The organism is Amycolatopsis sp. NPDC104819 (genome assembly GCF_055583145.1).
The window spans coordinates 505,291-531,962 of record NZ_JBVJON010000008.1; the positions used below are offsets into that span (position 1 = coordinate 505,291).

Here is a 26,672-nt window from a genome sequence, read left to right on the forward strand (position 1 = left end):
TACAACGCGGCCGTGGCCGACGACGCGGAAGACGTGACGTGTGCTCGCTTCGCGCTCAGCGAGTTCGGCTCGGCGCCGCACCCGGTCCTCGGGGACGTCCGGCCGCCCGAGCTGCTGGCCGGGCGGTACGAGGTCGGCCGGCTGATCGGCAGCGGCGGCACAGCCCGCGTCTACCGCGCCTTCGACTCGCGGCTCACGCGCGAGGTCGCCGTCAAGATCTACGACCGCGAGGTCGTGGCGCTCGACCAGCGGCGGCGGCTGCGCGAGATGGACATCCAGGCGAGCATCACGCACCCGGGTGTGGTGGCGCTGCTGGACAGCGGTTCCGAGAGCGGCCGGACGTTCCTGGTGATGCAGCTCGTCGAAGGCGACAACCTGGCGGAGCGCCTGCTCGGCGGCCCGATGCCGGCGGCCGAGGTGACGGCGCTGGCGGCCGGCCTCGCCGAAGCGCTGGCGCACGTCCACGCGCGGCGGATCGTCCACCGGGACCTGAAGCCCGCCAACGTGTTCCTGTCCCAGGACGGCCCGCTGATCGGCGACTTCGGCATCGCCCACGCACTCGACACGACGCACATAACGGGCACGGGCGTGGTCCCGGGCACGGCGGCGTACCTGGCCCCGGAACAGGTCGGCGGCGAGCCGGCAGGACCACCGGCGGACGTGTACGCGCTGGGGCTGATCCTGCTGGAGTGCGTGACGGGCCAGCGCGAGTATTCGGGCACGATGATCGAGGCGGCGATGGCCCGCCTGACGCGGCCACCGCGGATCCCGGAGGGCTTGCCGCCATCGTTGGCCCACACGTTGAAGCGGATGACAAGGCGCGAGCCCACCGACCGCCCGACGGCGGCGGAGGTGCTGGAGCTGCTGCACGCGCCGGTGCCGGTGGCGTCCTGGCCGAGCACACGTTCCTGGTGGCGCCGCGGGGTGGCCGCCGGGTTGACGGCGATCGGGCGGCGGCAGGGGGCGGATGACGGAGTGCTCGCGCCGACCGAGCCGCATGCGATGAGTGCCGGTTCCGCGGTGGGTTCGGAGATCGCGAACGCTGCGGCCCAGCCCGGGATTGCCGGAGCCGAGTCGGCCTCGCCGGGCATCGCGGCAGCAGCCTCGCGCCAAGTCTCCCCGGCCAGCGCCGACCACCCGGAAGCCGCCGGAGCCGGGTCGGCCTCGCCGGGCATCGCGGCAGCTGCCGCAGCCCACCCAGCTGCCGCCGAAGCAGCTCCGCAGGGCGACACGCCGGCCCCATCGTGGCCGGAAGCAGCCGAGCAGTCTCCTCACCCCGGCACCGCCGCCGCCCCCAGCAACCGCGCCCTCCCCCGCACCCGCCCCGCCCAGCACATCGGGCCTCCCCCGGCCCGCCCCCGTCGGCTCGCCCTGGCCGTCGGGATCGCCGCCGTTGCCGCTGCCGCCCTCGCGGCCGTGCTGCTCACCATCCCCGGCACCGGGACCACCACCCCCGCTCAACAACCGGCCCCCCACTCCTCCGCGCCCGCAACCGCGCCGCCCTCCTCGGCCCCGCTGGCCGAGTCCGGGAACCCCGCTCCCGCGCCGAGGGTCACCGAAGCCGCTGATCTCGAACCCGCCGCCGTCACCCGTTCGAGTGCAGTGCATCCGCCGAAAGGGCCAAAGCCGCCCAAGCCGCCGAAGCCGCCGAAGGCCGGGAACAGTGGCAAGGGCAAAGGCAAGGGACCCGGCCACGACGAGTCCTGAGGACCTCCGGCCGCACGAACCGGGCCCATCGGCCCTAGTGCCGGAACCGCCGTGAAACAGACCATGATGCGCGCCGAATTCGATTCCTCGGATTCGGACTCGAAGCAATAACGACCGGTAACCGCAACCGGCTCGGCCCCGACACCTCCACCGTGTCCGCCGCGCCGAACGCGGTGCCGGTACCCACCGCCGGGAATCCCCGTCCCGGCCGGTTCGTCGACTTTCCGGAGGTCGGAATGAGTGTCCACGCTGCCCTGGTGCGGCCGGTTCTGCGTACGTCGCGTGGCCGGCACGCCAAGCCCCGTCCCGCGTGGCCGCGGGTCGCCGGCCGGGCAGTCTTCCTGGTCATGGCCATCTTCTCGGTGGTCGCGGTGGTCGGCGCCGGGTGGCCGCCGGTGCTGCTCGTGGTGCCCGCCGCGGCCGTCCTGCTGTTCGTCGCGAGTGTCGCGAAACTGCGGACCGCGTCGCGGAAGATCGACACGATCTTCGCCGAAGAACTGACCGGGCCGGAAACGCTTTCCGAAGCCGCGTGATCAATTCCGGCGTACCCCCTTTCGCGTGACACCCCGAAGGGTGCAGGCTGATCAGGCCGCACAGCGAAAGGACGGCCCATGCTCCCCCGGTTTTCCCTGCTGATCGACGGCAAGGCCGTCGGCGCTCGCTCGGGCCGCACGTTCGAGTCGCAGAACCCCTACACCGGACAGCCGTGGGCGGTCGTCCCGGACGGCGGCCCGGAGGACGTCGACGACGCCGTCGCCGCGGCCCGCGCGGCGCTCGAGGGTGAGTGGGGCGCGACGACCGGGTTCGCCCGCGCCGCCCTGCTGCGCCGGTTCGGCGACCTCATCGGCGACCACGCCGAGCGCCTCGCCCGGCTCGAGGTCAACGACTCCGGCAAGCTCTACCGCGAGATGATCGGCCAGCTCACCGGGCTCGGCGGCTGGTACCACTACTTCGCGGGCCTGGCCGACAAGATCGAGGGCCGCCAGATCCCGGCGCCGAACCCGGACTACCTCGTCTACACCCGCCGCGAGCCGGCCGGCGTGGTCGCGGCCATCACGCCGTGGAACTCGCCGTTGCTGCTGCTCACCTGGAAGCTCGCGCCCGCGCTGGCCGCCGGGTGCACGGTCGTCGTGAAGCCGTCGGAACATTCGCCCGTCTCGACGCTCGGGCTGGCCGAACTGGTCACCGTAGCCGGGTTCCCGCCCGGCGTGGTCAACGTCGTCACCGGGCTTTCGCGCGAGACGGGCGCGGCGCTGGCCGGGCACCCGGGGGTCGACAAGGTCGCGTTCACCGGGTCGACCGCCACCGGCCGCGCGGTCGCCGTGGCCGCCGCCGGGAACCTCAACAAGGTGACGCTGGAGCTGGGCGGCAAGTCGCCGCAGGTGGTGTTCCCCGACGCCGACCTCGCCGCGGCCGCGAACGGGGTTGTCGCCGGCGTCTTCGCCGCCACCGGCCAGACGTGCATGGCCGGGTCCCGGCTGATCGTGCACGCCGACGTCCACGACGAGCTGGTGCGGCTCATCGCCGAGCGCGCCGAGGCGATCCGGCTGGGCGACCCGAACGAGCGCGGCACCGAAATGGGCCCGGTCGCCAACACGCCGCAGTACGAAAAGGTGCTGCACTACCTCGAAACGGCGAAGGCCGAAGGCGCGACGGTCGTCTGCGGCGGCGAGGCGGAACCCGCGCTGGGCGGGCTGTTCGTGCGGCCGACCGTGCTGACCGGGGTGACGCCGGAGTCGACGGTCGTGCGCGAGGAGGTCTTCGGGCCGGTGCTGGCCGCGCTGACGTTCACCGACGAAGCCGAGGCGATCCGGCTGGCCAACAACACGCCGTACGGGCTCGCCGGCGCCGTCTGGACGAAGGACGTGCACCGCGCGCACCGCGTCGCGGCGAAGCTGAAGGCCGGGACGGTGTGGGTGAACGCCTACCGCGTCGTGGCGCCGTCGGTGCCGTTCGGCGGGGTCAAGAGCTCGGGCCTCGGCCGCGAGAACGGCGTGCACGCGATCGACGAGTACCTGGTCGACAAGGCGGTGTGGGTCGAGCTGACCGGCGGGACGCGGGATCCGTTCACCCTCGGCTGATTCCGGGCGACCTCGACCGCGGCGGGATTCCCTCTCCCCACTTCAACATATAGCCGACCCCGGGGCTTGTGGCAAGACCCCGGTGCGGGTCCACAATTCGGGCTCACCTTTTCCAGCGGAGGGGATTCCGTCATGCGTGTGCTGCTGTCCACGATCGGCTCGCGGGGCGAGGTGCAGCCGGTCGTGGCGCTGGCCTCGGAGCTGAGAGCGCTCGGGCAGGACGTCCGCCTGTGCGTGCCCCCGGACTTCCGGGACTGGCTCGACGAGCTCGGGTTCGACGTCGTGCCGATCGGCCCTGAGCTGCGCGGGACCGCCACGGGGAACCGTCCGACACCCGAAGAGATGCGCAAGGCGGTCGAAGACACCGTCACGACGCAGTTCGAGACGATCGCTGTGGCGGCGAAGGGATGTGACGTCCTCCTCGCCGCGGGCGCGCTGCAGTTCGCCACCCGTTCGATCGCCGAGCGGACCGGCGCCGCCTACGTTTATGCGAGTTTCTGCCCGATCACCCTGCCGTCGGATCTGCACGCGCCGCCACCGATGCCGTGGCGGACGCCCGGAAAGGCGGAGAACCGAGTCCTTTGGGACGAGGACGCGCAGCGCTGGAACGCGCTTTTCGGCGGGCACGTGAACGCCTGCCGCGCGGCGGCCGGCCAGGATCCGGTCGACGACCTGCAGGCGCACGTGTTCTCCGATCGGCCGTGGCTCGCCGCCGACGCGGCGCTGGCGCCGTGGCCCGAGCCGGGCGACGCGCGCGTCGTCCAGACGGGCGCGTGGGTCTGGCCGGACGAGCGGCCGCTACCGGACGACCTGCTCGAGTTCCTCGACGCGGGTGAGCCGCCGGTGTACTTCGGGTTCGGCAGCATGCGCGCGCCGGGCGAGCTCGCCGAAGTGATGCTCGCGTCGGCGCGCGCGCACGGCCGGCGGGCCATCATCGCCCGCGGCTGGGCCGGGCTGGCCGCGGTGGCCGGACAGCCGGACTGCCTCGGCATCGACGAGATCAACCAGCAGGCGCTGTTCAAGCGGGTCGGCGCGGTGGTCCACCACGGCGGCGCGGGCACCACGACGACGGCGGCCCGTGCGGGCGCGCCGCAGGTCGTCGTGCCGCAGATGTACGACCAGCACTACTTCGCGGGCCGGGTCCGCGAGCTGGGCCTCGGCGCGGCGACCGAGCCGGGGGTGCCGACGGCCGAAGCGCTGACGGCGGCTCTCGATGTGGCGCTGAACCCGTCCGTGGCCGGGACGGCCCGGCGGTTCGCGGCCCGGGTCCGCGCGGACGGCGCCGGCATCGCGGCGCACCACTTGCTGGCGACGGCGCCGCTGACGTCGGCTTGAGGTCGGTTTCCCGGGGTGCCGGCGACCGGCACCCCGGGGCGGCGCGCTAGCGGTTGGCCGGGGTGTACTCCAGGCGGCCGTCGACCGGCAGCAGGTAGCCGGCCCACCGCTCCTCCGGCACCACCCCGCCGACCTCGGCCGCCGTCAGGGGGTCCAGCTCGAAGCCGATCAGGCCGAGGCGGAAACCGACCTCGCGGAACGCCTTCGCCGCCACCCCGGCCAGCCACGAGTCCAGCGCCGCCCGCCACGCCAGCGACCCGGGGCCGCCCGAGGAGCCGAACGGGAAACCGCCGATCCGGTGTTCGAGCAGCGACAGCGCGGTGAGCGGGAGGTAGAACGTCACGCAGTCCGGGCCGTCGTCGTAGCGGGTGACAAAACTGCCGCAGACCACCGGGCCGCCGAAGGTCACCGTGCCCCGCAGGTGGCCGGACGACGTCTCCAGCGCGGGCACCGCGCCCGCCGCTCGCCACACCGCGCTCACCGCGGCGTCGAAGCGCTCGTCGTCGAGTTCGAGGGAAAGCTCGTAGAAGCCGCCGGTCCAGTTCTCCGGATCCGTGAGCGACGCGGGATCGTGCACCACCGCAGTCTGCCAGCCAGGGAGACTGGAGGGTATGGAGTTCTTCTGCCACCACCGCGACCGCCCCGGCTCCCGGCCGCTGCGCGAGGCCACGCTGGAGGCGCACTGGTCCTATATGGACGGCTACGCGGACCGGATGATCGCCCGCGGCCCGACCTTCGACGGTGACGTCCTCACCGGCAGTGTGCACATTGTCGACCTGCCGGACCCCGCCGCCGCGCGGGCGTTCGCCTTCGACGAGCCCGCCTACCAGGCCGGCGCCTACCGGGACGTGCTGATCCGCCGGTGGCGCAACAGCCTCGGCCGCACGATGTGGGAGTCGCCCGGGGAGCCGTCCGGCTACCTGGTGCTCGGCCTCGGCGAAGGACCCGCCGACACCACGGTCCCGGCCGGGCACGACCTCATCGCCTACGGACCGCTCCTGTCCGACGACGGCGCCGCCTGGCTCGGCACCGCCGCGCTCCTCCGGGCGCCGGACGCCCGAGCCGCCCGCGAAGTGCTGACGCCGGAGCGGTACGCCGCCGTCGAAGTGCACTCCTGGCAGTTCGGCGGACGCCGTTAACGCAGGTCCAACCACATGATGCGCAGCCCGACGTCACCCAGGCCGGGATGGCGGAACGCGCCGGGCGCGGTGCCGAGCGTGACGAACCCGAGGCTTTCGTAGAGCCGGACGGCGGCTGTGTTGACGTCGACGACGGCGTTGAACTGGATCGCCGCGAAGCCGCTGCGCCGCGCCCAGGCGATCAGGTCGGTCGTGAGGGCGCGGCCCACCCCTTCGCCCCGCGCCGCCTTCGCGACCATCAGGCTGCCGGAAGCGACGTGGCTGCCGGGCCCGGGCCGGTTGGCGTACATGTTCGCGGTGCCGGTCACGCGGTCCCCGTCGACGGCGACGACCACCCGGGCCGGCGGAGCCACCAGCCAGCTCCGCCGGGCCTCGGGTTCGGTCATCGCGGGGTCGTAGGGGAACGTCCGCTGCTCGGTGACGACGTCGCTGATGATCGGCCAGATCCGCGGCCAGTCCTCGTCGCGGGCCTCGCGGATCACGCGGCCGCCACGGCGTCGCACAGTTCCGGGACGACGGTCTCGATGTCTTCCCGCACCACAAAATCGGCGTCTGCGTCGTAGGGCGTCGGGTCGCGGTTGACGATCACCAGCGTCGCCCGGGACTGCACGGCCACGGTGCACAGCGACGCGACCGGCTCCACCTGCAGCGAGCTGCCGACGGCGAGGAAGAGCCCGCTCGCCGCGGCGATGTTCCGCGCGTGCCCGAGGACGTCGCCGTCCAGCCTCTGTCCGAAGAGGACGACGTCGAGCTTCAGGATCCCGCCGCAGTCCGGGCATCGCGGATCGCCGCCGTCGAAGCGCGCCAGCACCTCGGCCGTCGGCAGCCGCACCGGGCACGCCGTGCAGCGCGTGGTGTGCATGGTGCCGTGCAGTTCGAGCACCTTGCGGGCGGCGAGGCCGGCCCGCTGGTGCAGCCCGTCGACGTTCTGGGTGAGGACCCGGACGGCGACCCCCGCTTCGTCGAGCTTCGCGAGCGCACGGTGGGCGGCGTTCGGCTCGGCGCGCCAGGCGGCGTGCCCGGCGTAACCGCGCCAGAACTCGCGCCGCACGTCGGCGTCGGCCATGAAGTCCTTGAGCGTGAAGGCGTTCGCGGCGCTCGGCGTGCGTGTCCAGACGCCGTCGGGGCCGCGGTAGTCGGGAATCCCGGACGCGGTGGAGACACCCGCACCGGTCAGCACGGCGATCCGCCGGGCGCCGCGGATCCGGGTGAGGAGCTTCTCGTCCATGGCACGGAGGTTAACGAGCCGGCCGCGTCCGGACGACCGGTTATCGGGCCGGGTCGGTGACCAGCAAGGGGTTGTCCGCCCGGATCGCCGTCAGCACCTCGGCCGTGGTCGTCTCCTGGGCGGCGCGCAGCTCGTCTTCGGTGATGCCGAAGACGGTCAGGAACGTGACCGCGCCGTGCGGTGTGGTGATCTCGCCGAGCACCGGGTCCACGTCGAACGCGAGCGCGGTGAGGCGCGTGCCGGCCGAGCCGGTGATCGGGCCGCCCGGGCTCATGCGGTGGCCCGGCGCGAACACCCGGCCGGTCGAACAGACGTATCCGCCGAGCTTCCGCAGGAGCTCGAGCGACCACGGCGCGGGCGACTCGCCGGGCACCCTGATCGTCAGCTCGATCCCCCAGCCGCTGATGCCGGGGTCGTCGCTCTCCTTGATGAACAGCTCGGTCAGCCCGAAGGTGACCAGCAGCCAGTGCCCGGCACCGCGGTAGGCGCTGATCCCATACACGCCGTCCTGGCCGGGCAGGGTGTCCGTGCCCCAGTGCAGGGGTTCCTGTGCCGGGAGGTGCGCCGCGACCGCGGCTTCGATCGCGTCCCAGCCGGGAGCCGACTCTGTCACGCGGCCGACCCTACCGCTCAGTTCTTCCGCAGCCGCAACGCCAACGCGGGACACGCGGCCGCCGCGCGACGGGCGTCCGCCACCAGCTCCGGCGGCAGCTCGCCGGGCGCCAGCACCGGGTAACCCCACTCGTCCAGCCGCACCGACTCCGGCAGCAGGTCGGCGCACAACCCGTGCGCGCGGCAGCCGATCGGGTCCACCGAAAGCTTCACGCCACTCCCTCCAGCACCCGGCACCGGCCGCCGGCCAGGTGCGCGGTCACGTCGGACGCGAACGTCCGCAGGGCCGACGCCGCGAGGCGGGCCGCGCCGTCCGGGTGGCCGCACGCGCCGCGGCCGGTGAGGAGCGGGATGCGGTGGGCCAGGCGGGCCGTCGACGGGCCGCCGCGGACCAGCTCCGCGAAGTCCGCCGCGATCGCCGGCAGGCCGAACATGCACGGTCCGCACTGGCGCGCCGACTCGGCGGCGAGGAACTTCAGCACGCCGGCCGTGTAGGCCAGCCCGCACGCGCCGGCCGGCAGGGCGTACACCGCCGGGATTCCGGTCAGGCCGTCGCCCAGGTCGGACGTCCACGTGCCGCCGTAACCGCCGACGAGCACCGCCCGCACCGGCTCGGCCTCACCGCCGGCCGCGGCCAGCGTCTCGGCGACGGACGCGCCCGGCGCCACCTCGACCACACCGGGCCGCCGGACCGCGCCGGTCACCGTGACCAGGTCGGTGCGGGCCGCGCGGTAGTGGTGCGGGCCGAGCAGGACGGCCAGCGCGACCTGCGCCAGCGTGTCGACGTTGTCCACCAGCGTCGGCCGGCCCCGCACCCCGCGTTCGGCGGGCCGCGGCAGCTTGCCGAGCGGCCGCGCGTCGCCGGAAGTCAGGAAGTGGACCAGCGCGGTTTCCTCGCTGGCGACGTACCGGCGTGGGATCTCCGCGATCCGCACGGGCACCAGGTCGTCGCGCTCGGCCAGCGCCGCGGTGACGCTCGGCAGCACCGGGCTGCCCGCGTGGACGCAGAGCACGGCCTCGCCGGCGCCGATGGCGTGGGCGGCGAGCTGCAGGCCGTCGAGCACGAGGTGCGGGGACAGCGTGAGCAGCGCGGCGTCCTTCCGGCTGAGCGGGTCGCCCTCACAGCCGTTCGCGACGACGATCGAGCGTCGCGCCCGGGCCGCGCGCAGCTTCACCGCGGTCGGGAAGCCCGCGCCGCCGCGGCCGCGCACGCCGGCCGCGTCGACGGCGTCGATCAGGCGGTCTCGGCCGTCTTCGCCGTGGTAGGCGACCCACGGCACGACGCCGTTGCGGCGCCGGTGCCCGGCCAGGTCGAGCCGGTGCGGGGGCAGGGTGCTCATCGGGTGCCTCCCAGCGGCGAGAGCTTGCGGGTTTCGGTGTCGGCGTGCTTCACGCCGGCGCGGTAGCCGACGGCGCCGAGCGCGGCCAGCACGCAGAGCACGTCGAGGGCGACGATCCAGCCGTACGCGGCGTCGTTTTCGGCCATGCCGAAGCCGTGCACGAGGGCGACCGGCCAGCAGAGGTAGGCCAGCCAGTGCACCGCGCGCCACGCGCGCGGCGGGATGCGGGTGCGCAGCAGGCTGGTGACCACGATCGCGAGCAGCAGGTCGATCGCGACCGCGCCGAAGCCGACCCACAGCGGCCGGTAGTCCGAGCCGAACGGGACGACGACGTCGAGCCAGCTCAGCGGGACGTAGCCGTCGAGGACCGCCGACACGATGTGCGCGGCGAGGAAGCCTAGGCTGGTCAGCGCGAGGTTCCGGTGCACGGCGGCGACGGTGAACCGCGGCCACTCCCGCGTCGCGAACCGGCCGGCGCCGAGCGCGCCGAGGACGACGACGCCGGTGAAGAGCACCAGCGACACCAGGCCGGTCGCGCGGCTGAAGTACCAGACGGCGGTGCTCATGACGCCCGCTCTTCGGGCCAGCCGGGAGTCAGGACGACGTCGCCGTCGACGCCGACGAGCCGCGCGGAGAGGTGGCGTTCGGTGAGCCAGCCGGGCGCGTCGGCCCCGAGGACGATGGCCGCGGTGCTCGCGGTGTTGGCGTCCACAGTGGACTTCGCGGCGACGGTGACCGTGCGCCAGCGCGGTTCCGCGACATCCCCGGTGCGCGGGTCGACGATGTGGTGCACGGTCCGGCCGCCGCGGCGCCAGCGCCGCCGGGTGGTCCCGGAGGTGGCAAGGCCTCCGGCATGGAGTGCAACGGTGGTGTCCGGCCGCGCGACGGCTTCGGTGTGGTCGTCGCCGATGGCGATCTGCCAGCCGCCCTCGGGAGCGCGACCGGCGGTCCGCAGGTCACCGCCGAGGTTGACGAGGGTCCCGCACCCGACGACGGCCTGGATCCGCCGAGCGGCCCGATCGGCGGCGAGGGCTTTCGCGGTGGCGCCGAGGTCGAGGTGGATGTCGCGCGGGAGGACGACGAGCCGCTGGATGGGGTCGAAGAGGACTCGGTGCCAGCCTGGGGCGCTTTGGGTGAGAACGGCGACGCTTGCGGTTGAGGCAGGTGCGCCGCCGGTCGGTGCGGGGAGGTGCTGATCCGCATCAAGGCCGCGCGGGGCCGGTTCGCCGCCGGTCGGCGCAGCGAAATCGCGGTTGCTGCCAGCCGCAGCGAAGCGCTGATCCACACCAAGCCCGCCCGAGACCGAGTCGCCGCCCGCCGCGTCCAAGGTGCCCGCGATCACCTCCGCGAAGTCGCGGTCGTACCCCAGCGCCCGCACAGCCGTCCCCACCGTCGGATCCACCAGCCCGTCACTGAGCCGAGCCGCCCGCAGCGCAGCGCCGAGCGCCTCCGCCAGCAGCTCCCCCACCCGAACCTGCCGACCCGCGACCTCGTGCAGCCGCGAAATCTCCGAGTCGGCCCGGAACCGGCTGCACGCCGCGTCGATCGCGGCCAGCTCCTCGTGCAGCAGCAGCACCGCCACCTCGAGCCGTGCCGGGTCCGTCACCAGGACCTCTGCCGTGGTTCCCAGTGCGCGAAACGCCGTCATGACGCACCCGAGCCCGTGTGCGCGCTGCCCGAGCCGGAGTCCACGCCGCTGTCGGAGGACTGCAGCTGGTCGCCGGTCGTGCCCGTGGTGGTCGTCGTCTGGGAGGCCGAGGCGGATGACAGGCCGAAGCCGATCGCGCCGACCGCAGCCGCTCCGAGCACCGCCGCGGCCGCCGTGGCCAGGGCGGCCTTGCGGCGGCCGTGCTCGCGGCGGGCCGCTCCGCCGGTCGTGTAGGGGTCCATGGGAACGAGTGTCGGCGTCGTTCCTTTGAGCGAGCTGGGAGCGACCTGTCAAACCCCTGGCTGTCCACAATGGACACTACGAAAGGAGGTTGACACCGGACAGCGATTCACCCACCCTTTCCGTTGTCCGCCGGAGGTTTCCTGGTGTTCACGAGCCGGACCACGACACGGCACGAACCGGCCCCCTGCCGTGGGCATCATGAGGCGCCCCACCACGTCAGCGTTGGAGGACCCATGATCCGCAAGCGGATCCTCGCCGTGCTCGCCGCCACGACCCTGGTCACGGCCGGTGCCGTCACGGCGGCCGCCGTCACCGGAACGGACGAGCCGGCGGTGCAGCCCACCGCCGCCACCGTGCCGGCGTTCGACCACATCGTCCTGGTGATGTTCGAGAACAAGAAGTACTCCTCGATCAACGGCAGTTCCAGCGCGCCCTACTTCAACACCCTCGCCTCGCAGAGCGCGAAGTTCACGAACTCCTTCGCGATCACCCACCCCAGCCAGCCCAACTACGTCGCCCTCTTCTCGGGCGCGACGCAGGGCGTGACCAGCGACAGCTGCCCGGCCAACCTCGGCGCGAAGGCCAACCTGGGCCAGCAGCTGATCGACGCGGGCAAGACGTTCAAGGGCTACTCCGAGTCGATGCCCTCCGACGGCTACACCGGCTGCTCCAGCGGCACCTACATGCGCAAGCACAACAGCTGGGTGGACTTCTCGAACGTCCCCGCCGCGAGCAACCTCCGCTACACGAGCTTCCCCACCGACTTCACCCAGCTGCCGACGGTCTCCTTCGTCACGCCGAACATGTGCTCCGACATGCACGACTGCTCGGTCGGCACCGGCGACACCTGGCTGAAGAACCACCTCGACGCGTACGCCCAGTGGGCGAAGACGCACAACAGCCTGCTGATCACCACCTTCGACGAGGACAGCGGCACCTCGGTGAACCAGATCTTCACCAGCTTCACCGGCGCGCACGTCCAGGTCGGCAGCTACAGCGAATCGATCAACCACTACACCGTGCTGCGCACGATCGAGGCGTCCTACGGCCTGCCGGGTCTCGGCGGCGCGGCGAGCAAGTCGCCGATCCTCGACGTCTGGCAGTAGGCCGCGTGTACCTCTCCACCATCGGTCGCCGGGAGCACGCCGGGGCAGCGTCCCCGCGCAAGCTCTCGGCGATCGGCGCGAACGTCTTCGCGCTCGGCGCCGTCAGCATGGTCACCGACGTCTCCTCGGAGATGGTCACGGCGATCCTGCCGGTCTACCTCGTGCTCGGGCTGCACCTCAGCCCTGCGGCATACGGCCTGGTCGACGGTCTCTATACCGGCGCGACGGCGTTGCTGCGGGTCGCCGGCGGGTACGTCGCGGACCGGGTCCGGCGGCGCAAGGTCGTGGCCGGCACCGGCTATGCGCTGTCCGCGGTGGCGAAGCTCGGGCTGCTCGCGGCCGGGGCGTCGGCGGGCGCGATCGGCGCGGTGATCACGCTCGACCGCGCCGGCAAGGGCCTGCGGACCGCGCCCCGCGACGCCCTGATCACGCTGTCGACCCCCGAACCCCTGCTCGGGCGCGCGTTCGGCGTGCACCGCGCGATGGACAGCGCCGGCGCGTTCGCCGGTCCGCTCGTCGCGCTGGCCGTGCTCGCCGCGGTCGGCGCCACCAACCCCGAGGCGTTCGACGCGGTGTTCGTCGTCAGCTTCTGCGTCGCCGCGATCGGCGTGCTGCTGCTGGTGCTGTTCGTGCGTGACCGCCGGACCCCGCGGGCCGCCACCCCGGTCTCGCCCCGGGCCGCGGCGGCCCTGCTGCGCGGGAGCGGGGTGCGGCGGCTGCTGGTCGCGGCGGCCGTGCTCGGGCTGGCCACCGTCGGCGACGGGTTCGTCTACCTGCTGCTGCAGCACAAGGAAGACATCGCCACCGGCTGGTTCCCGCTGCTCGCGGTCGGGACCAACCTCGCCTACCTGCTGCTCGCCGCGCCGCTGGGCGCGCTGGCCGACCGGGTCGGGCGGCTGCCGGTGGTGCTCGGCGGCTACGGCGCGCTGGCGCTCGTCTACCTGCTGCTGGCCGGCCCGGTGTCCGGCTGGCCGTTGTTCGCGCTCTCGCTGGCGTTGTACGGCGCGTTCTACGCCGCGACCGACGGCGTCCTGATGGCGCTGGCCGGGCCGCTGCTGCCGGAGTCGTTGCGCACCACGGGTCTTTCGCTGGTGCAGACGGCGCAGGCGCTGGCCTACTTCGTCTCGTCCGTCCTTTTCGGACTGGCGTGGCAGTTCTGGGGCGCGGAGCCCGCGATCGCCGTCGCGGCCGGCGCGGCGGTGGTCGCGATCGGCGTGACGTTCGTGGTGCTCTCCCCGAGGAAGGCTGCGTGAAGACCCGGATCCTGATCGCCGTTGCCGGCGTGCTCGTGCTGGCCGGGGCCGCGGTCGCGTACGTCGGGTTCGCGAGCGCGCGCGGCCACGACGTGACAGCGACCGGCGTGGTGAGCCTCTTCCCCGGCCCGCGGCTGCTGTTCCGCAGCACCGCCGACGCCGACCGCGGGCACGTCGCCACGGTGGCCGCGGCCGACCCCGGCGGCGCGCGGACGGTGTCGCCGCTGTCGTGCAGCCGGGTGTACGCCGCGGGCGGCACCGGGCTCTGCCTGCGCCCGGACGGCGACCTCACCACCTACCAGCTGGTGGTGCTCGACGCGGGGCTCGCCTCGAAGCGCGAGATCCCGCTGGTCGGGCTGCCGAACCGGGCGCGGGTGTCGGCGAGCGGCCGGATGCTCGCGTGGACGGTGTTCGTCACCGGCGACTCCTACAACGGCGGGATGTTCTCCACCCGCGCCGGCATCCTCGACACGGCGACCGGCGACCTCGCGGGCACGCTGGAGGACTACGCGGTCACGCTCGACGGGCACCCGTACCAGGCGGCCGACCTCAACTTCTGGGGTGTCACGTTCACCCGCGACGACCGCCACTTCTACGCGACGATGTCGACGGCCGGGCGCCGTTACCTCGTCGCGGGCGACTTCACCGCGCACACGGTCCGCACGCTGCGCGAGAACGTCGAGTGCCCGTCGCTGTCCCCGGACGGGACGCGGGTGGCGTTCAAGTCCGCAGTGGACGGTGACCCGGCGAAGGGCTGGCGGCTGTCGGTGCTGGACCTGGCGACGTCGAAGGTGACCCCGCTGGCCGAGACCCGCAGCGTCGACGACCAGCCGGCCTGGCTCGACGATCACACGATCGGGTACGGCGTCCCCCGGGCGCCCGGCCACGCGGACGTGTGGGTGGTTCCGTCCGACGGCTCGGGCGCGGCCCGGCTGCTGATCCCCGAGGCGGAGTCCCCCGCGGCCCTCGGCTCCTGAGCGGCAAATCCTTTGACACCCCGGAGACGACGGTGGTCTCCTCGCGGGGGCGGTGTTCACCGCCTCGATGACGAGGAGCGGTTCTTGGCCACCGAGACTACCCCGGAGATCGACACCGAGCTCGCCACCCGCCTGATCGGCGCCCAGTTCCCGCAGTGGGCGAGCCTGCCTCTCCGCCGGCTGGTTCCCGCCGGTTCGGATCACGTGATCTTCCGGCTGGGCGCGGACCTCTCCGTGCGCCTGCCTCGCCACGCCGGAGCCATCGCGCAGGCCGAAAAGGAGGCCGAATGGCTGTCCCGGCTCGCCCCCGGCCTCCCGCTGGCCGTCCCCGGCCCCGTGGCGGTCGGGGATCCGGGCTTCGGCTACCCGTGGCCGTGGGCGGTGACGCGCTGGCTGGCCGGGGAGGTGGCGACCGCTGACGCGCTGTCCGGCTCGCACGACGCCGCAGTCGCCCTGGCCGGCTTCTTGACGGCGTTGCAGCGCCTGCCCACCAAGGGCGCGCCCGTTCACTTCGCCGGTCAGCCGCTCATCTCCCGGGACGCGGCCACCCGGGCCGCCATCAAGCGGACCGGCGACGTGTTCGGCGCCGAGGCGATGACGGAGCTGTGGGAGGAGGCCCTCGGCGCTCCCGGGTGGGATCGCCCACCGATGTGGTTCCACGGGGACTTCCACACCGGCAACCTGCTGACCGTGAACGGCCGCCTCAGCGCGGTCATCGACTTCGGCGGGCTCGGCGTCGGTGACCCTGCTTGCGACCTGATCATCGCCTTCACACTCCTGTCGGCCGGCACCCGCGTCACCTTCCGCGACGCGCTCGGCGTCGACGACGCCACCTGGGCCCGCGGCCGCGGCTGGGCCCTGAGCACCGGGTTGAACGCCTACGCGACCTACGCGGCCGTCAACCCGGGCGTCGCGAAGCAGACCACTCGCCAGATCCGGCAGGCTCTCGGCTCCTGAGCGCCCTGGCCTCCCCCGGACGTGTCCGGTTTTGGCCACCGACCGGGGAACCGAAAACGGAACCCGGGCGTCCCACCTGCGGCAAACTGTTACATTGCCGACGGGGCCTGTCACTCGGCCGGCGGGGAGGAGTTCCGGTGGGTTTCGAGGTCGACGTCGCGGACATCAAGGCCGCGGCGGCCAAGCTCGCTGCGGGGACGCCGCCGGCGCTCTCCATCGGCGGGTCGCCGAACGTCGGGAACACCGCCCGCGCCGGCGGTTTCGCCGGGGACTACGACGTCTGGCTGGCGACGCGCAAGGACGATCTGGACGCCGCGCAGCAGCAGGTCGGCTACCTGGTCGAAAGCATCGAGGCGGCCGCGAAGGCCTACCACGGCACCGATTCCGGGGCCCGGGACGCGTTCCTGAAGGCGCTGGACAGCAGCTTCGAGAGGATCGACCGGTGACGGCGGTGTTCGACAAGATCTACGCGCTCGCCGACCAGGTGGAGAAGGGCAGCACCACCGAGCTGGACGACCGCGCCCGGGCCTGCCGGGCCACCAAGGAAACCCTCGCCGACACCAAGGCCCTGCTGGAGAGCGTGCGCGTCCAGCTGAGCGAGGCCTGGCAGGGCGGGGCCGGCGAAGCGGCGCTCAAGTCCCTGGACGCGTTCAAGCAGAACCGCGACGACCAGGCCCACGACCTCGAGGAGTCGGCCAAGTCGTTCGAAAGGATCCGCGACGCGCTGGCGAAGGCCCAGCAGGACGCCCGGAACAAGCGCGCGGACGCCCAGGGCCTCCAGAAGAAGCTCGACCACGGCTGGCACGGCTTCGGGATCCGCCAGGTCGACCTCGCGGTCGCCTGGGCGCAGGACAAGGCCGTCAAGGCCCAGGCCCTGGTCCTGCTGGCCGACCTGGAGCGGGTGACGACCACCTACGACGCGATCCTGCTCATCGAGGGCCAGAAGCTGCGGTTCAGGACGGGCCAGGTGTGGGAGCTCGCGGGCTCCGAAAAGCGGAACCTGGCCGAGATCTTCGCGATCATGGGCCGCGAGATACCCGGCCTCCTCGCGCTGCTGAAGAAGCACCCGGAACTGTGGGACGCCCTCCGGCGCAAGGACTGGAACACGATCATGCAGAACCCCGAGGTCGCGCAGAAGATCTACGACTACCTCGGCTTCCGGTACAACAAGGACGGCGACTTCTACACCACCGGCGAGCATTCGATGCAGAGCTACCTGGGCTGGGAGGACTTCTACGACAAGCTCGGGAAGATCGCCGGGATGGAGCTCCAAGAAACCGGTGACGACGGCGACAACATGGAGTTCACCGACCCCGAGACCGGGAAGACGTACCGGCTGGAGCTGTGGAAGGGCAAGTACGGGAGCCACGCGTTCGGCGGGGAAGTCGGCTTCTACACCAGCGACTCGCCGAACAACAACGGGCACTTCAACACCGCCCAGGGTGACGACCAGATCAAGGTGACCCAGACGATCTACAACAAGGACACCGGCCAGGAGTACTTCACCAACGACGGCCAGGGCGCCGACGGCACCGACAAGAAGCACTTCTGGAACCTGGCGATCCGCAACGACCCGGGAGTGGAGGCCGACAAGCTCCCGCTGGCCCAGCGGGCCACGATCGAGGTGCGGGACGTCGCGATGCGCGACCGGATGTACAACGAGATGGTCCGGTACGCCGCCGCGCACCCCAAGGACCACCTCACCGTCACGATGGGGTCCGACCACCCGCCCACGCTGAGCTACGACTGGCGGAAGTGACCGCTACAGACCGGTCATCGGCCTGAACTCGTACGGCCCGTCGTCGTCCTCCTCGACGCGGCGGGCCGGCTTCCGGGGATCGTCCAGGCCCGCGAACACCGCGTCGACGTCGACCAGGGCGGCGACCTCGTCGGCGACGTGCTGGCCATGCCGGTCTTCGATGTCTTCCAGGCCCGTGCGCAACGCCGTGGTGGCGGCGCTCCGGGCCTGGTCCCGCAACGTGCTTGCCAGCTCCTCCGGCGTTTCGCCGGAACCCCGCCTCGAGTCGGTCATGCCCCCAGCCTAGGCGGAGCGGGCCGGGTTTCAGTCCATTTTGCGAAGACCGTCGAGGATGCGGTGCATCAGCTCGGTGTCCGGGGCCGCGAACGCCAGCCGCGGCACCAGCACCCGGCCGGTGGACGGCCGCGGCGGCGGGACGGTCCGGGGCAGCCGCCACGGCAGCTGGTCCGGGGACGCGTCGCGGCCCGGCTGCTCCGGGATCGGCAGGGTCGGCAGCGCGATCGTGCCCGCCTCGGCCAGCTGCCGGGACGCCTGCTCGTACCGCAGGCGCGCCTGGATGCCGGCCACCGTCCAGTCCGGCTCCGGGTCCGGCACGGCCGACGCGCGGCGAGGCCGGCGGCGTTCGAGCGTCACCGCCCAGGCCGCGGCGGCGAGCGCGGGGAGCAGCAGACCGGCGACGATGGCGAGACCGGGCAGGTCCACGGACATCACGTGGCCCCGGCGACGGGTAGCAGCATGGCGTTCACTTCCGGACTTGCGGTTCTTCCGAAGCATGGCCGACACCTGGGTATTCGACGTGAACGAATGTTTCGCGGACCCCGGAGCCATCATGAACGACGGTCAACGCTCCCGCAAGCGGCCGAACGAGGTGCCCCGTCCGGGGGTGAAGCCGCTGGTCAGAGCCCGTTTTGGGGTAGCCTGAACGAGCCCCTCACCAAGTAGTACGGCCACCGGCGGCGTCCGGTTCACTTTTCTTTGTACGACGCGGGTAGACAACCCTCGGCAAACTCCGGGAATGCGCATTTCGCCTGGCTCGTGGCCGCCGCGCCGGCGCTCACCGGCCGCGACTCCACGGGCGGCGCGACATCCCGGCTGGGCGGCGACCCGAGACTCAGCCCAGCGAACAGCTGCGAGCCAGCTCGGCCGGAGTCGCTCCGGCAGGCCGGGCGATCGTCCCGGACGCCGGCGGCCGCACGCCGCGCAGCCAGCCCGCCAAGGCGTCGAACGCCGTGCGGAAGCACGGGCCCAGCGGCCGCAGCCGGTCCGGGTACTGGTCCACCAGGCCGTCCACGTGGTTCCCGTCGACCACCCGGTAGTACCGGTGCAGAGAACCACGTCCCGACGCGCTGATCATCCGGTCGTAGACGTCGGAGTCCCGCGTGATCGGCAGGAGCGTGTCGAGCGTGCCGTGCAGGGTCAGCAGCGGCTTGCCGATCCGTCCGGTCAGCGAGATCCGCTCCACCGCCCGCGCCACTGACGACGGCCGGGACGCATAGTCGTAGTCCGCGTCACAGGCCGGAGTTCCGCTGGCGCAGAAGGGATTTCCCGCCGCCAGTGAGCCGTCGAACGACGGATCGACCTCCTCGCGGTAGATCCGCTGGGTCAGGTCCCAGTAGACGCGGTAGTGGTAGTCCCACAGGAACTCCGACCCGGGCGCGAACCCGGCATCCAAAATGGACTTGTGCGCCGCCTCGGACCCCGCCGCGTAGGCCGGGTAAGCCCGCAGCGCCGGCGGCAGGAACGTGAACAGGTTCGGGCCGTCGGCCCGCCACAGCGTCCCCTCCCAGTCGACGCCGCCGTCGTAGAGCCACGGCCGGTTCTCCAGCTGCCACCGCACGAGGTACCCGCCGTTGGACAGCCCCGCCGCCAGCGTCCGCGCCGGCGGCCGACCGTAGTGCCGGGCCACCGCGCCGCGGGCGGCCAGCGTCAGCTGCGTGACGCGCGTGTTCCACTCCGCCAGCGCGTCGCCGGGCCGGACGCCGTCGGTGAAGAACGTCGCGCCGGTGTTGCCCTTGTCGGTCGCCGCGAACGCGTAACCCTCGGCCAGCGCCTGGTCGCCGATCGCGCGGTCGTTCGCGTACTGCCGCCGCACGCCGGGCGAGCCGGCGACCACCAGGCCGCCGTTCCACCGGTCCGGCAGGCGCAGCACGAACTGGGCGTCGTGGTTCCAGCCGTTGTTCGTGTTCGACGTCGACGTGTCCGGGAAGTACCCGTCGACCTGGACGCCGGAAACCCGCCCCGGCACCGGCAGGCCCGCCGAGGTGAGCCCCGCCCAGTCGGCCTCGACGGTGTGCCCGGACACGAGCGTGCCGGTGGTCGTCAGGTCGTCCAGGCAGACGGCGACGGACTTCTCCGCGCCGGGCACGGCGACCCGGCAGTGCCCGGGTGCCGCCGACGCCGATGCGGGCACCGCCGTCGCGAGCGCTCCCGCCAGAACCACAGCCAGCCAACTCCGCACGGTCCACCTCCGGGGTCTGATGGGACAGAACCCAAGCGCGTGCCCGGCCCGGGAACCATCCCGGCCGCCACCATGAATTCCCGCCGCGATGTGGTGGCCGGCCACATGGTCCGGACCACACGGGACGACCTAACGTCGCTGGAAACCCTCTCAACGACGAGAAGGACGTCCTCATGCGCAAGCTCGTCTTCGCCGGACTCGCCGCGATCACCGCCGCCGTGCTCACCACCGTCGGGGTGGCCAGCGCCGATCCGCCGCCGTCGTCCCTGGTCCAGGTCGCGAACTTCGGCGCCAACCCGGGTGCGCTCGCGATGTACACCTACACCCCCGCCGGCCTCGAGACCGGCCGCCCGGTGGTCGTCGCCCTGCACGGCTGCACGCAGAGTGCGGCCGACTACTACGCCCACTCCGGCTGGCCCGAGCTGGCCGACCGCTGGCGGTTCGAGGTCGTGTTCCCCCAGCAGTCGACCGCGAACAACTCGCTGAAGTGCTTCAACTGGTTCGGCACCGCTGACGACACCCGCGGCAACGGCGAGGCGGCGTCGGTCAAGTCCATGGTGGACAAGGCGGTGGCCGACCACGGCGCGGACACCTCGCGTGTGTTCGTCACCGGGCTCTCGGCCGGCGGCGCGATGACCGCGGACCTGCTCGCGGCGTACCCGGACGTCTTCGCCGGCGGCGGGGTCATGGCGGGCATCCCCGCGCAGTGCGCCACGAGCATCACGCAGGCGACGAGCTGCCAGCAGAACAACCAGAACCTGACCCCGGCGCAGTGGTCGTCGAAGGCCAAGGCGCAGTACCCCGGCTACGGCGGGCCGTACCCGCGGGTCGCGATCTGGCAGGGCACCGGCGACTACACCGTCTACCCGGTCAACGGCACCGAGCTGCGGGACCAGTGGACCGCGGTGCACGGCCTCTCCCAGACCCCGACGAGCACGCAGAACCTGCCCGGCAGCACCACGTTGACGACCTACGGCGACAAGGTGCAGCTCTACTCGATCGCCGGCATGGGCCACGGCACCGCGGTCGACCCCGGCAGCGGCGCGACGCAGTGCGGCAGCACCGGCGCGTACTTCCTGGCCGGGATCTGCTCCAGCTACTACACCGGCTGGCCGGGATCTGCTCCAGCTACTACACCGGTGTGTTCTTCGGGCTGGACAAGGGATCGGGGTCGACGACCACCCCACCCCCGACCACCACGACGACCACCACCCCGCCGCCGTCGGGCGCCTGCGTGAACGCCAGCAACTACGCCCACACCCAGGCCGGGCGCGCGCACCAGAGCGGCGGGCAGGTCTACGCCAACGGCTCCAACCAGGCCATGGGGCTGTGGAACACCTTCACGACACACGCGCTGCGGGAGACGTCAACGGGCTACTGGGTCATCGCCGACGGGCAGTGCTGACGCGGTGCTCTCGCGGACCGTCACCGTCCACTCGGCCGGCCGGGCCGGGACTCGCTCGCCGAGCGCGATCAGCGCGCAGTCCCGGCCCTGGTCGAACAACGACTGAGTGACCGTGGTGAGCCCGGCCCGGGCCGCGTCCGGGTCGTCGTCCCACCCGGCGACCGCGACGTCTTCGGGCACCCGCAGGTCACGCCGGCGCGCGGCGTCGAGGACGGCGAAGGCGAGCTGGTCGCTCATGGCGACGACGGCGTCCGCTTCGCACGTGTCGAAGAGCGCGTCGGCCATCGCGGTGGCTTCTTCGCGGTCGTTGCGGGCGACCACCGCGACCGGCAGCCGGCCGGGATCGCGCCCGGCGTCCCGGCAGTGGTCGTAGACGCCGAGAAGACGTTCGCGCGTAACGGGAAACTCGACTTCGTCGGGGTCCGGTCCGGTTTCCAGCCGCGGCCGGCGGTCGCGGTCGAAGGGGAAGGCGAGCACGGCGGGCCGCCGCGCGCCGGGGAAGGTGCGGGCGGCCAGCTCGCAGGCGGACGCGCGGTTGCCGATGGTGACCACCCGGGCCCCGGCCACGGCGGGGCCGCCCTGGATCGCGACGGGCTTGCCCAGCCCGGTCACCACGGCGAGCACCGGGTCGGTGTCGACGGTCGTCCAGACGATGTACCCGTCGACCGACGCCGACCGCACCCGCTCGACGTCGTCGGCCGCGCCGGTGGTCGGGATGAGGTTCAGCCCGCTGCCCCGCTCGCGGCAGACCTCGGCGACACCGGCCAGGAACCGGCGGGCCTGCGGGTCCTCGAACGCGTACGCGAGGTGTTCGCCGAGCACGACGCCGATCGCGCCGTTGTGGCGGCGGCGCAACGACCGCGCGGTCGGGTCCGGCCCGCGGTACCCGAGCTCGGCGGCAGCCTCGCGGACGCGGCGCAGCGTTTCCGGGGCGACCCGGTCCGGCTGGTTGTAGCAGTACGACACGGTCATCGCCGAGACGCCGCAGCGGCGCGCGACGTCGGCCATCGTGACGCGCGCGGGGCTGGACATGACCCCACCTTAGCTGTGTATCGTTAAACAATGCTGGTCGTGCCCCGCACCGGAGTCGCGCTCGGGGCGTTGAGCCTCGCCTGCTTCGCGTCCGTGACCTCGGAAAACCTGCCCGTGGCGCTACTGCCGCAGCTCGCCGCCGGCCTGGCCGTCCCGGATTCCGCCGTCGGCCTGCTGATGACCGGGTACGCCGTGGTCGTCGCGGTCTCGGTGGTGCCGCTGGTCGCGTGGACGGCCCATCGCGACCGCCGGACGACCGCGCTCGTCACGATCCTGCTGGTCGTGGGCTCGAACCTGCTGCTCGCGGTCGCGCCGAACTACGGCGTCGCGGTGGCCGCGCGGCTCGTCGCGGCGCTGGGCCACGGCGTGTTCTGGTCGGTGGTCGCGGCGATGGCCGCGCGGCTGCTCGGGCCCGGGCAGGGCGGCCGGGCGACGGCGGTGGTCTTCGCCGGGAACTCCCTGGCCTTCCTCTTCGGGCTCCCGCTCAGCTCCTGGCTCGGCACGACGCTCGGCTGGCGGCTCGCGGTCCTCGTCGTCGCGGGGGTCGCGGCGCTGGCGGCCCTGGGCATCCGCCTCACGGTCGGCCCGACCCCGCCGGAGTCGCCGGAGCGCGGATCGATCCGGCGCGTGGTCGCCGACCGGGCGCTGTGGCCGGTGAACCTCGCGACCGTGGTCGTGGTGACCGGCCACTTCGCGGCGTTCACCTACATCACGGCAATCATCGCCGACTACGTCCACCTGACCGGCGCGGCGACGTCGGCGCTGCTGTTCGGCCACGGGCTGGTGGGGCTGGCCGGCCTGGTCCTGATCGGCCGGCACGTCGACCGGCGGCCGCGGGCCACCGCGCTGGTGACCACCGGCGGCCTGGCCGTCTGCCTGCTCACGCTGCTGATCGCCGGTCCGGGCGTGCTCGCCGGGGGCGCGGTGGTGCTCTGGGCCGCGCCGGCCGCGGGGATCGGCGTCGTGCTGCAGGCCGCGGTGCTGCGGGTGGCGAAGAGCCGGCCGGACCTCGCGTCGGCCGTCTACATCGTGGCGTTCCAGATCGGCATCGCGCTCGGCGCCGCGCTCGGCGGGTTCGGCCTCGACCACGGCGCGTTGCCGGCCGCGGTGGGCATCGCGGTGCTGTGCGGCCTGGGCGCGTCCGTCGTGGTGCGCCGGTCGAAAGCCTTCCGGGCCTAGGCGTCGCGCAGGCGGTGCAGCCGCAGCGCCAGCTGGATCTCCAGGGCCCGGTCCGGCGCCTGCCAGTCCTCCCCCAGCAGCGACGCCACCCGTTCCAGCCGCTGCACCACCGTGTTCACGTGGACGTGCAGGACGTCCTTCGTGCGCGCCAGCTGCGCACCGCTCGCGAAGTACGCGCGCAGCGTCGCCACCAGCTCGGTGCCGCGCCGCTCGTCGTAGTCCAGGACCGGGCCGAGCGTCTGCCGGACGAACGCGCCGAGGTCCGCGTGCGCGCCCAGCAGCTGGCCGAGGAACCCCAGCCCGGCCATCGCCGCGCCCTCGCCGGTGCGGCCCAGCGCGAGCAGCGCCCGGACGCAGCGGGCCGCTTCGGCGTGGGCGTCCGCGATCGCCGACGGCCCGCTCGCCGGACCGGCCGCGCCCACCGTGACCGGACGGCCGGTCACCGAGCCGAGCTCGGCCGCGACGCGGCGGGCCAGCTCGTCCGGGTCGCCCGCGCCGAGCAGCACGACCTCCTCCGCGTGCACGCCGACCAGCGTCGCGTGCCGGGCGGCCGCGCTCGCCACGCGTCGCCGCGAACCGCCGTCGGCGTGCGCGACGAGCACCGCGTGCGGCGCCGAGAGGTCGATGCCCAGCCGGCGGCCGCGGGCCAGCAGCGCGCGGGGGTTGCGCTCCGGCGCGGTGAGCAGATCGGTCAGCAGCTCACCGCGGACCTCGTCCTCGGCGCGCACCACCGACCGCCGGAGCATCAGCAGCAACGCCGTCACGACGCCGGCGCGTTCGAACAGCCGCCGGTCGGGATCGCTGAGCCCGCCGCGGCCGGCCAGCACCAGGCTGCCGAGCAGTTCGGGACCGGCCTGCACCGCACACACCCAGGTGTCCTTCGTGGACACCGCGCGGCCGCTGGCGCGGGCCGCGGCGAGCGCGTCCGGGTCGAGCCGGGCGGTGGCGCCGGAGCTCGCCAACAGCGTTCCGTCCGGGTCGTACACCGTGAGGTCGCCGTGCAGCACTCCCGCGACCGCCGCCGCGACGTCCGGCAGGTCCCCGCCGCGCAGCACGAGGTCGGTGAGCCGGTCGTGGGCGTCCTCGGCGCGTTCCATCGCCTCGTTCTGCGCGCGGATCGTCGCGTTGGCCTCGTTGAGCTCGGCGACGGCCCGGCGCGTCTGGTCCAGGAGGTTGGCGCTGTCCAAGGCGATCGCGGCGTGGTCGGCCAGCGACGACAGCAGCGCCACCTCGTCCGCGCTGAACTCCCGCGCCGAGCGGTCGGACGCGAAGAGCACCCCGAGCACCTTCGGCCCGATCGCCAGCGGCACCCCGAGGATCGCGGTCAGGCCTTCGTCCTTGACACCGGAGTCGATGTGCCGGGTGTGCTTGAAGCGGTCGTCGGTGAAGTAGTCCGACGTCGAGTACGGCCGCGCGGTCTGCGCGACCAGCCCGCCGAGGCCTTCCCCCATGCCGAGCACGATCTGCTGGAACTCCGCCGACACCGATCCGTCGCTGACCCGGACGTAGGTCTTGTTCTCGGCCTCGTTGTTCAGCGATAGGTAGGAGACGTCGACGCCCAGCAGCGCCCGCGCCCGCCGCACGATCGAGCGCAGCACGGTGTCCGGATCGGACAGTGCGGCGAGCTCGCTCGCGGTGTCGAACAGCGCGGCCAGCTGGGCCTCGCGCCGCCGGTGCTCGGCGAGCGTCTCGCGGATCCGCAGGGCCAGCTCACCGGCGCTGGCCAGCGCCGCCAGGTCGGCCGGGCCGAGCGCGCCCCCGGCCCGGGCGGCCACGACGACGTGCGCCAGCTGCTCGGTGCTCGCCCCGGAGGCAAGCAGGTCGAGCAGCCGGCGCAACGCTGTGACGTTCTCGGCGGGTGCGCTCACGGCGGTCATGCTAGGGCGAAACGGTCGCCGTTTCCGCCTGAACGTCGTCATCGTGCAGGGACTGACCTCGGGTTTCGCGGGCCGCGAGCAGCGCGACGACCGTGATCAGGCACATCGCCGCGACGTACAGCGACACCGGCACAGTGCTGCCCCACGCGGAGAACAGCGCCACGGCGATCAGCGGCGCGACGGCCCCGGCGGCGATCGAGGACAGCTGGCCGCCGACCGAGAGGCCGGTGTAGCGCACCCGGGTCGGGAACTGCTCGGCGAAGAACGCGGCCTGCGGGCCGTACATCGCGCCGTGCAGCACCAGCCCGACGATCGTGGCCAGCACGATCACCGCCGACGACTTCGTGTCCAGCAGCGCGAAGAACGCGAAGCCCCACAAGCCCATCCCGATCGCGCCGAACAGGTACACCGGACGCCGGCCGACGCGGTCGGACAGCGCGCCCCACAGCGGGATCGTCACGAAGTGCACGGCCGAGCCGATGAGCACCGCGCTCAGCCCGACACCCTTCGGCAGGTGCAGCCCGGTCGTGACGTACACGAGGATGAACGCCGTCAGCACGTAGTAGGAGACGTTCTCCGCCATCCGCGCGCCGATCGTCACCAGGACCTGCCGCCAGCTGTCGCGGAAGACCTCGACGACCGGGACGTGCTTTTCGGCGCGCTCGTCGGCCTGCTGCTGGGCGGCCAGGAACACCGGCGACTCGGCGACGGCCAGCCGGATCCACAGCCCGATCAGCAGCAGCACACCCGAGAGCAGGAACGGCACCCGCCAGCCCCAGGACAGGAAGGTGGCGTCCGACTGCGTCGCGGAGAGGATCGCCAGCACGGCGGTGGCCAGGAGGTTGCCGCCGGGCGCGCCGCACTGCGGCCAGGACGCCCAGAACCCGCGGCGGCGGTCGTCACCGTGCTCGGAGACGATCAGGACCGCGCCACCCCACTCCCCGCCGAGCGCGAAGCCTTGGACGAGCCGAAGCAGCGTGAGGAGCAAAGGAGCCGCGACGCCCGCGCTCGCGTACGTCGGCAGCACGCCCATCAGGCAGGTCGAGCCGCCCATCAGCACCAGGCTGACGATCAGGAGCTTCTTGCGGCCGAGCCGGTCGCCGTAGTGGCCGAAGACGAGGCCGCCGACCGGCCGGGCGAGGAACCCGACGGCGTAGGTCAGGAACGCCAGCAGCGTGCCGGTGAGCGGGTTCGCCGTCGGGAAGAACAGCTTGTTGAACACCAGCGCGGCGGCCGAGGTGTAGAGGAAGAAGTCGTACCACTCGATGGTCGTGCCGATCAGGCTCGCGCCGACGATCTTGGCGATCGCCGGCCGCTGGGGTTGGCTCACTGCGGG

Annotated in this window: 29 protein-coding genes; 14 read left to right on the forward strand and 15 right to left on the reverse strand. The window is 73.0% G+C overall.

Annotated elements, in window-relative coordinates; all coding sequences use genetic code 11:
* Positions 1-12 precede the first annotated feature (12 nt).
* The 4 genes from ACZ63E_RS27555 to ACZ63E_RS27570 all read left to right on the forward strand — a co-directional run bounded on the left by ACZ63E_RS27555 (position 13) and on the right by ACZ63E_RS27570 (position 5,123).
* A complete protein-coding gene (locus tag ACZ63E_RS27555) occupies positions 13-1,707 on the forward strand; it encodes a serine/threonine-protein kinase (RefSeq protein WP_465338995.1) in 1,695 nt (564 codons plus the stop codon).
* A gap of 236 nt (positions 1,708-1,943) precedes the next feature.
* Positions 1,944-2,240 carry a hypothetical protein gene (locus ACZ63E_RS27560; RefSeq protein ID WP_465338996.1) on the forward strand — a complete coding sequence of 99 codons (297 nt, stop codon included), beginning with the start codon at positions 1,944-1,946 and terminating at the stop codon, positions 2,238-2,240.
* A 78-nt stretch (positions 2,241-2,318) separates the two neighbouring features.
* Positions 2,319-3,788 (forward strand): aldehyde dehydrogenase, encoded by a 1,470-nt coding sequence (locus tag ACZ63E_RS27565; RefSeq protein ID WP_465338997.1) that lies wholly within the window; start codon positions 2,319-2,321, stop codon positions 3,786-3,788.
* A gap of 132 nt (positions 3,789-3,920) precedes the next feature.
* Complete coding sequence (locus ACZ63E_RS27570) at positions 3,921-5,123, forward strand: glycosyltransferase (RefSeq protein WP_465338998.1); 1,203 nt, start codon at positions 3,921-3,923, stop codon at positions 5,121-5,123.
* A gap of 46 nt (positions 5,124-5,169) precedes the next feature.
* Here the strand turns inward: ACZ63E_RS27570 and ACZ63E_RS27575 are convergent, their stop codons facing one another.
* Positions 5,170-5,700: a hypothetical protein gene (locus ACZ63E_RS27575; RefSeq protein ID WP_465338999.1), complete on the reverse strand. Its 531-nt coding sequence runs from the start codon at positions 5,698-5,700 to the stop codon at positions 5,170-5,172.
* 34 nt (positions 5,701-5,734) lie between these two features.
* Between ACZ63E_RS27575 and ACZ63E_RS27580 the strand changes: the two genes are divergently transcribed.
* Positions 5,735-6,262, forward strand: a complete 528-nt coding sequence (locus tag ACZ63E_RS27580; protein WP_465339000.1) for a YciI family protein — start codon at positions 5,735-5,737, stop codon at positions 6,260-6,262.
* On the opposite strand, the gene ACZ63E_RS27585 is transcribed toward ACZ63E_RS27580, so the two are convergent.
* The 8 genes from ACZ63E_RS27585 to ACZ63E_RS27620 are packed head-to-tail and all read right to left on the reverse strand — an operon-like array spanning position 6,259 to position 11,332.
* Positions 6,259-6,744, reverse strand: a complete 486-nt coding sequence (locus ACZ63E_RS27585) for a GNAT family N-acetyltransferase (protein WP_465339001.1) — start codon at positions 6,742-6,744, stop codon at positions 6,259-6,261. The two genes, ACZ63E_RS27580 and ACZ63E_RS27585, sit on opposite strands and share 4 nt — an antisense overlap.
* Positions 6,741-7,490 carry an SIR2 family NAD-dependent protein deacylase gene (locus ACZ63E_RS27590; protein ID WP_465339002.1) on the reverse strand — a complete coding sequence of 250 codons (750 nt, stop codon included), beginning with the start codon at positions 7,488-7,490 and terminating at the stop codon, positions 6,741-6,743. Before ACZ63E_RS27590 ends, ACZ63E_RS27585 begins: the two co-directional genes overlap by 4 nt.
* Positions 7,491-7,530: 40 nt before the next feature.
* Positions 7,531-8,103 carry a suppressor of fused domain protein gene (locus tag ACZ63E_RS27595; RefSeq protein WP_465339003.1) on the reverse strand — a complete coding sequence of 191 codons (573 nt, stop codon included), beginning with the start codon at positions 8,101-8,103 and terminating at the stop codon, positions 7,531-7,533.
* A 17-nt stretch (positions 8,104-8,120) separates the two neighbouring features.
* Positions 8,121-8,315, reverse strand: a complete 195-nt coding sequence (locus ACZ63E_RS27600) for a ferredoxin (RefSeq protein ID WP_465339004.1) — start codon at positions 8,313-8,315, stop codon at positions 8,121-8,123.
* Positions 8,312-9,442: an NADH-ubiquinone oxidoreductase-F iron-sulfur binding region domain-containing protein gene (locus ACZ63E_RS27605; RefSeq protein WP_465339005.1), complete on the reverse strand. Its 1,131-nt coding sequence runs from the start codon at positions 9,440-9,442 to the stop codon at positions 8,312-8,314. Before ACZ63E_RS27605 ends, ACZ63E_RS27600 begins: the two co-directional genes overlap by 4 nt.
* Positions 9,439-10,008, reverse strand: a complete 570-nt coding sequence (locus ACZ63E_RS27610; RefSeq protein WP_465339006.1) for a ferric reductase-like transmembrane domain-containing protein — start codon at positions 10,006-10,008, stop codon at positions 9,439-9,441. Before ACZ63E_RS27610 ends, ACZ63E_RS27605 begins: the two co-directional genes overlap by 4 nt.
* Positions 10,005-11,090, reverse strand: a complete 1,086-nt coding sequence (locus ACZ63E_RS27615; RefSeq protein WP_465339007.1) for an FAD:protein FMN transferase — start codon at positions 11,088-11,090, stop codon at positions 10,005-10,007. Before ACZ63E_RS27615 ends, ACZ63E_RS27610 begins: the two co-directional genes overlap by 4 nt.
* Positions 11,087-11,332 (reverse strand): hypothetical protein, encoded by a 246-nt coding sequence (locus ACZ63E_RS27620; protein WP_465339008.1) that lies wholly within the window; start codon positions 11,330-11,332, stop codon positions 11,087-11,089. Before ACZ63E_RS27620 ends, ACZ63E_RS27615 begins: the two co-directional genes overlap by 4 nt.
* Positions 11,333-11,566: 234 nt before the next feature.
* Between ACZ63E_RS27620 and ACZ63E_RS27625 the strand changes: the two genes are divergently transcribed.
* The 6 genes from ACZ63E_RS27625 (at position 11,567) to ACZ63E_RS27650 (ending at position 17,385) form a co-directional block, all read left to right on the forward strand.
* A complete protein-coding gene (locus ACZ63E_RS27625; RefSeq protein ID WP_465339009.1) occupies positions 11,567-12,439 on the forward strand; it encodes an alkaline phosphatase family protein in 873 nt (290 codons plus the stop codon).
* 5 nt (positions 12,440-12,444) lie between these two features.
* Positions 12,445-13,692, forward strand: coding sequence for an MFS transporter (locus ACZ63E_RS27630; RefSeq protein ID WP_465339010.1), 1,248 nt, complete (start codon positions 12,445-12,447; stop codon positions 13,690-13,692).
* Positions 13,689-14,669: a TolB family protein gene (locus ACZ63E_RS27635; protein WP_465339011.1), complete on the forward strand. Its 981-nt coding sequence runs from the start codon at positions 13,689-13,691 to the stop codon at positions 14,667-14,669. The genes ACZ63E_RS27630 and ACZ63E_RS27635 overlap by 4 nt, the downstream gene beginning before the upstream one ends.
* Before the next feature lie 84 nt (positions 14,670-14,753).
* A complete protein-coding gene (locus tag ACZ63E_RS27640) occupies positions 14,754-15,626 on the forward strand; it encodes an aminoglycoside phosphotransferase family protein (RefSeq protein ID WP_465339012.1) in 873 nt (290 codons plus the stop codon).
* A 137-nt stretch (positions 15,627-15,763) separates the two neighbouring features.
* Entirely contained in the window at positions 15,764-16,072 is a 309-nt protein-coding gene (locus tag ACZ63E_RS27645; protein WP_465339013.1) for a hypothetical protein, read from the forward strand.
* Positions 16,069-17,385: a DUF4474 domain-containing protein gene (locus tag ACZ63E_RS27650; protein WP_465339014.1), complete on the forward strand. Its 1,317-nt coding sequence runs from the start codon at positions 16,069-16,071 to the stop codon at positions 17,383-17,385. Before ACZ63E_RS27645 ends, ACZ63E_RS27650 begins: the two co-directional genes overlap by 4 nt.
* A 3-nt stretch (positions 17,386-17,388) precedes the next feature.
* Here the strand turns inward: ACZ63E_RS27650 and ACZ63E_RS27655 are convergent, their stop codons facing one another.
* From ACZ63E_RS27655 to ACZ63E_RS27665, 3 genes are all read right to left on the reverse strand, one after another.
* Positions 17,389-17,658: a hypothetical protein gene (locus ACZ63E_RS27655; RefSeq protein WP_465339015.1), complete on the reverse strand. Its 270-nt coding sequence runs from the start codon at positions 17,656-17,658 to the stop codon at positions 17,389-17,391.
* Between the two features lie 30 nt (positions 17,659-17,688).
* Entirely contained in the window at positions 17,689-18,093 is a 405-nt protein-coding gene (locus ACZ63E_RS27660; RefSeq protein WP_465339016.1) for a hypothetical protein, read from the reverse strand.
* Positions 18,094-18,496: 403 nt separating this feature from the next.
* Entirely contained in the window at positions 18,497-19,825 is a 1,329-nt protein-coding gene (locus tag ACZ63E_RS27665; RefSeq protein WP_465339103.1) for a 3-hydroxybutyrate oligomer hydrolase family protein, read from the reverse strand.
* 191 nt (positions 19,826-20,016) lie between these two features.
* Here ACZ63E_RS27665 and ACZ63E_RS27670 point away from each other — a divergent pair, with 191 nt between their 5' ends.
* Together ACZ63E_RS27670 and ACZ63E_RS27675 are read left to right on the forward strand one after the other, a co-directional pair.
* Positions 20,017-21,081, forward strand: a complete 1,065-nt coding sequence (locus tag ACZ63E_RS27670) for an extracellular catalytic domain type 1 short-chain-length polyhydroxyalkanoate depolymerase (RefSeq protein WP_465339017.1) — start codon at positions 20,017-20,019, stop codon at positions 21,079-21,081.
* Positions 21,078-21,248, forward strand: a complete 171-nt coding sequence (locus tag ACZ63E_RS27675) for a hypothetical protein (RefSeq protein ID WP_465339018.1) — start codon at positions 21,078-21,080, stop codon at positions 21,246-21,248. Before ACZ63E_RS27670 ends, ACZ63E_RS27675 begins: the two co-directional genes overlap by 4 nt.
* Here the strand turns inward: ACZ63E_RS27675 and ACZ63E_RS27680 are convergent.
* The gene (locus ACZ63E_RS27680; protein ID WP_465339019.1) at positions 21,210-22,280 is read right to left on the reverse strand and encodes a LacI family DNA-binding transcriptional regulator; all 1,071 of its coding nucleotides are present in this window, start codon (positions 22,278-22,280) and stop codon (positions 21,210-21,212) included. The two genes, ACZ63E_RS27675 and ACZ63E_RS27680, sit on opposite strands and share 39 nt — an antisense overlap.
* A gap of 30 nt (positions 22,281-22,310) precedes the next feature.
* Here ACZ63E_RS27680 and ACZ63E_RS27685 point away from each other — a divergent pair, with 30 nt between their 5' ends.
* The gene (locus ACZ63E_RS27685; protein ID WP_465339020.1) at positions 22,311-23,459 is read left to right on the forward strand and encodes an MFS transporter; all 1,149 of its coding nucleotides are present in this window, start codon (positions 22,311-22,313) and stop codon (positions 23,457-23,459) included.
* Here the strand turns inward: ACZ63E_RS27685 and ACZ63E_RS27690 are convergent.
* A complete protein-coding gene (locus ACZ63E_RS27690) occupies positions 23,456-25,336 on the reverse strand; it encodes a helix-turn-helix domain-containing protein (protein WP_465339021.1) in 1,881 nt (626 codons plus the stop codon). The two genes, ACZ63E_RS27685 and ACZ63E_RS27690, sit on opposite strands and share 4 nt — an antisense overlap.
* 1 nt (position 25,337) lies before the next feature.
* Positions 25,338-26,666, reverse strand: a complete 1,329-nt coding sequence (locus ACZ63E_RS27695; RefSeq protein WP_465339022.1) for an MFS transporter — start codon at positions 26,664-26,666, stop codon at positions 25,338-25,340.
* Positions 26,667-26,672 lie beyond the last annotated feature (6 nt).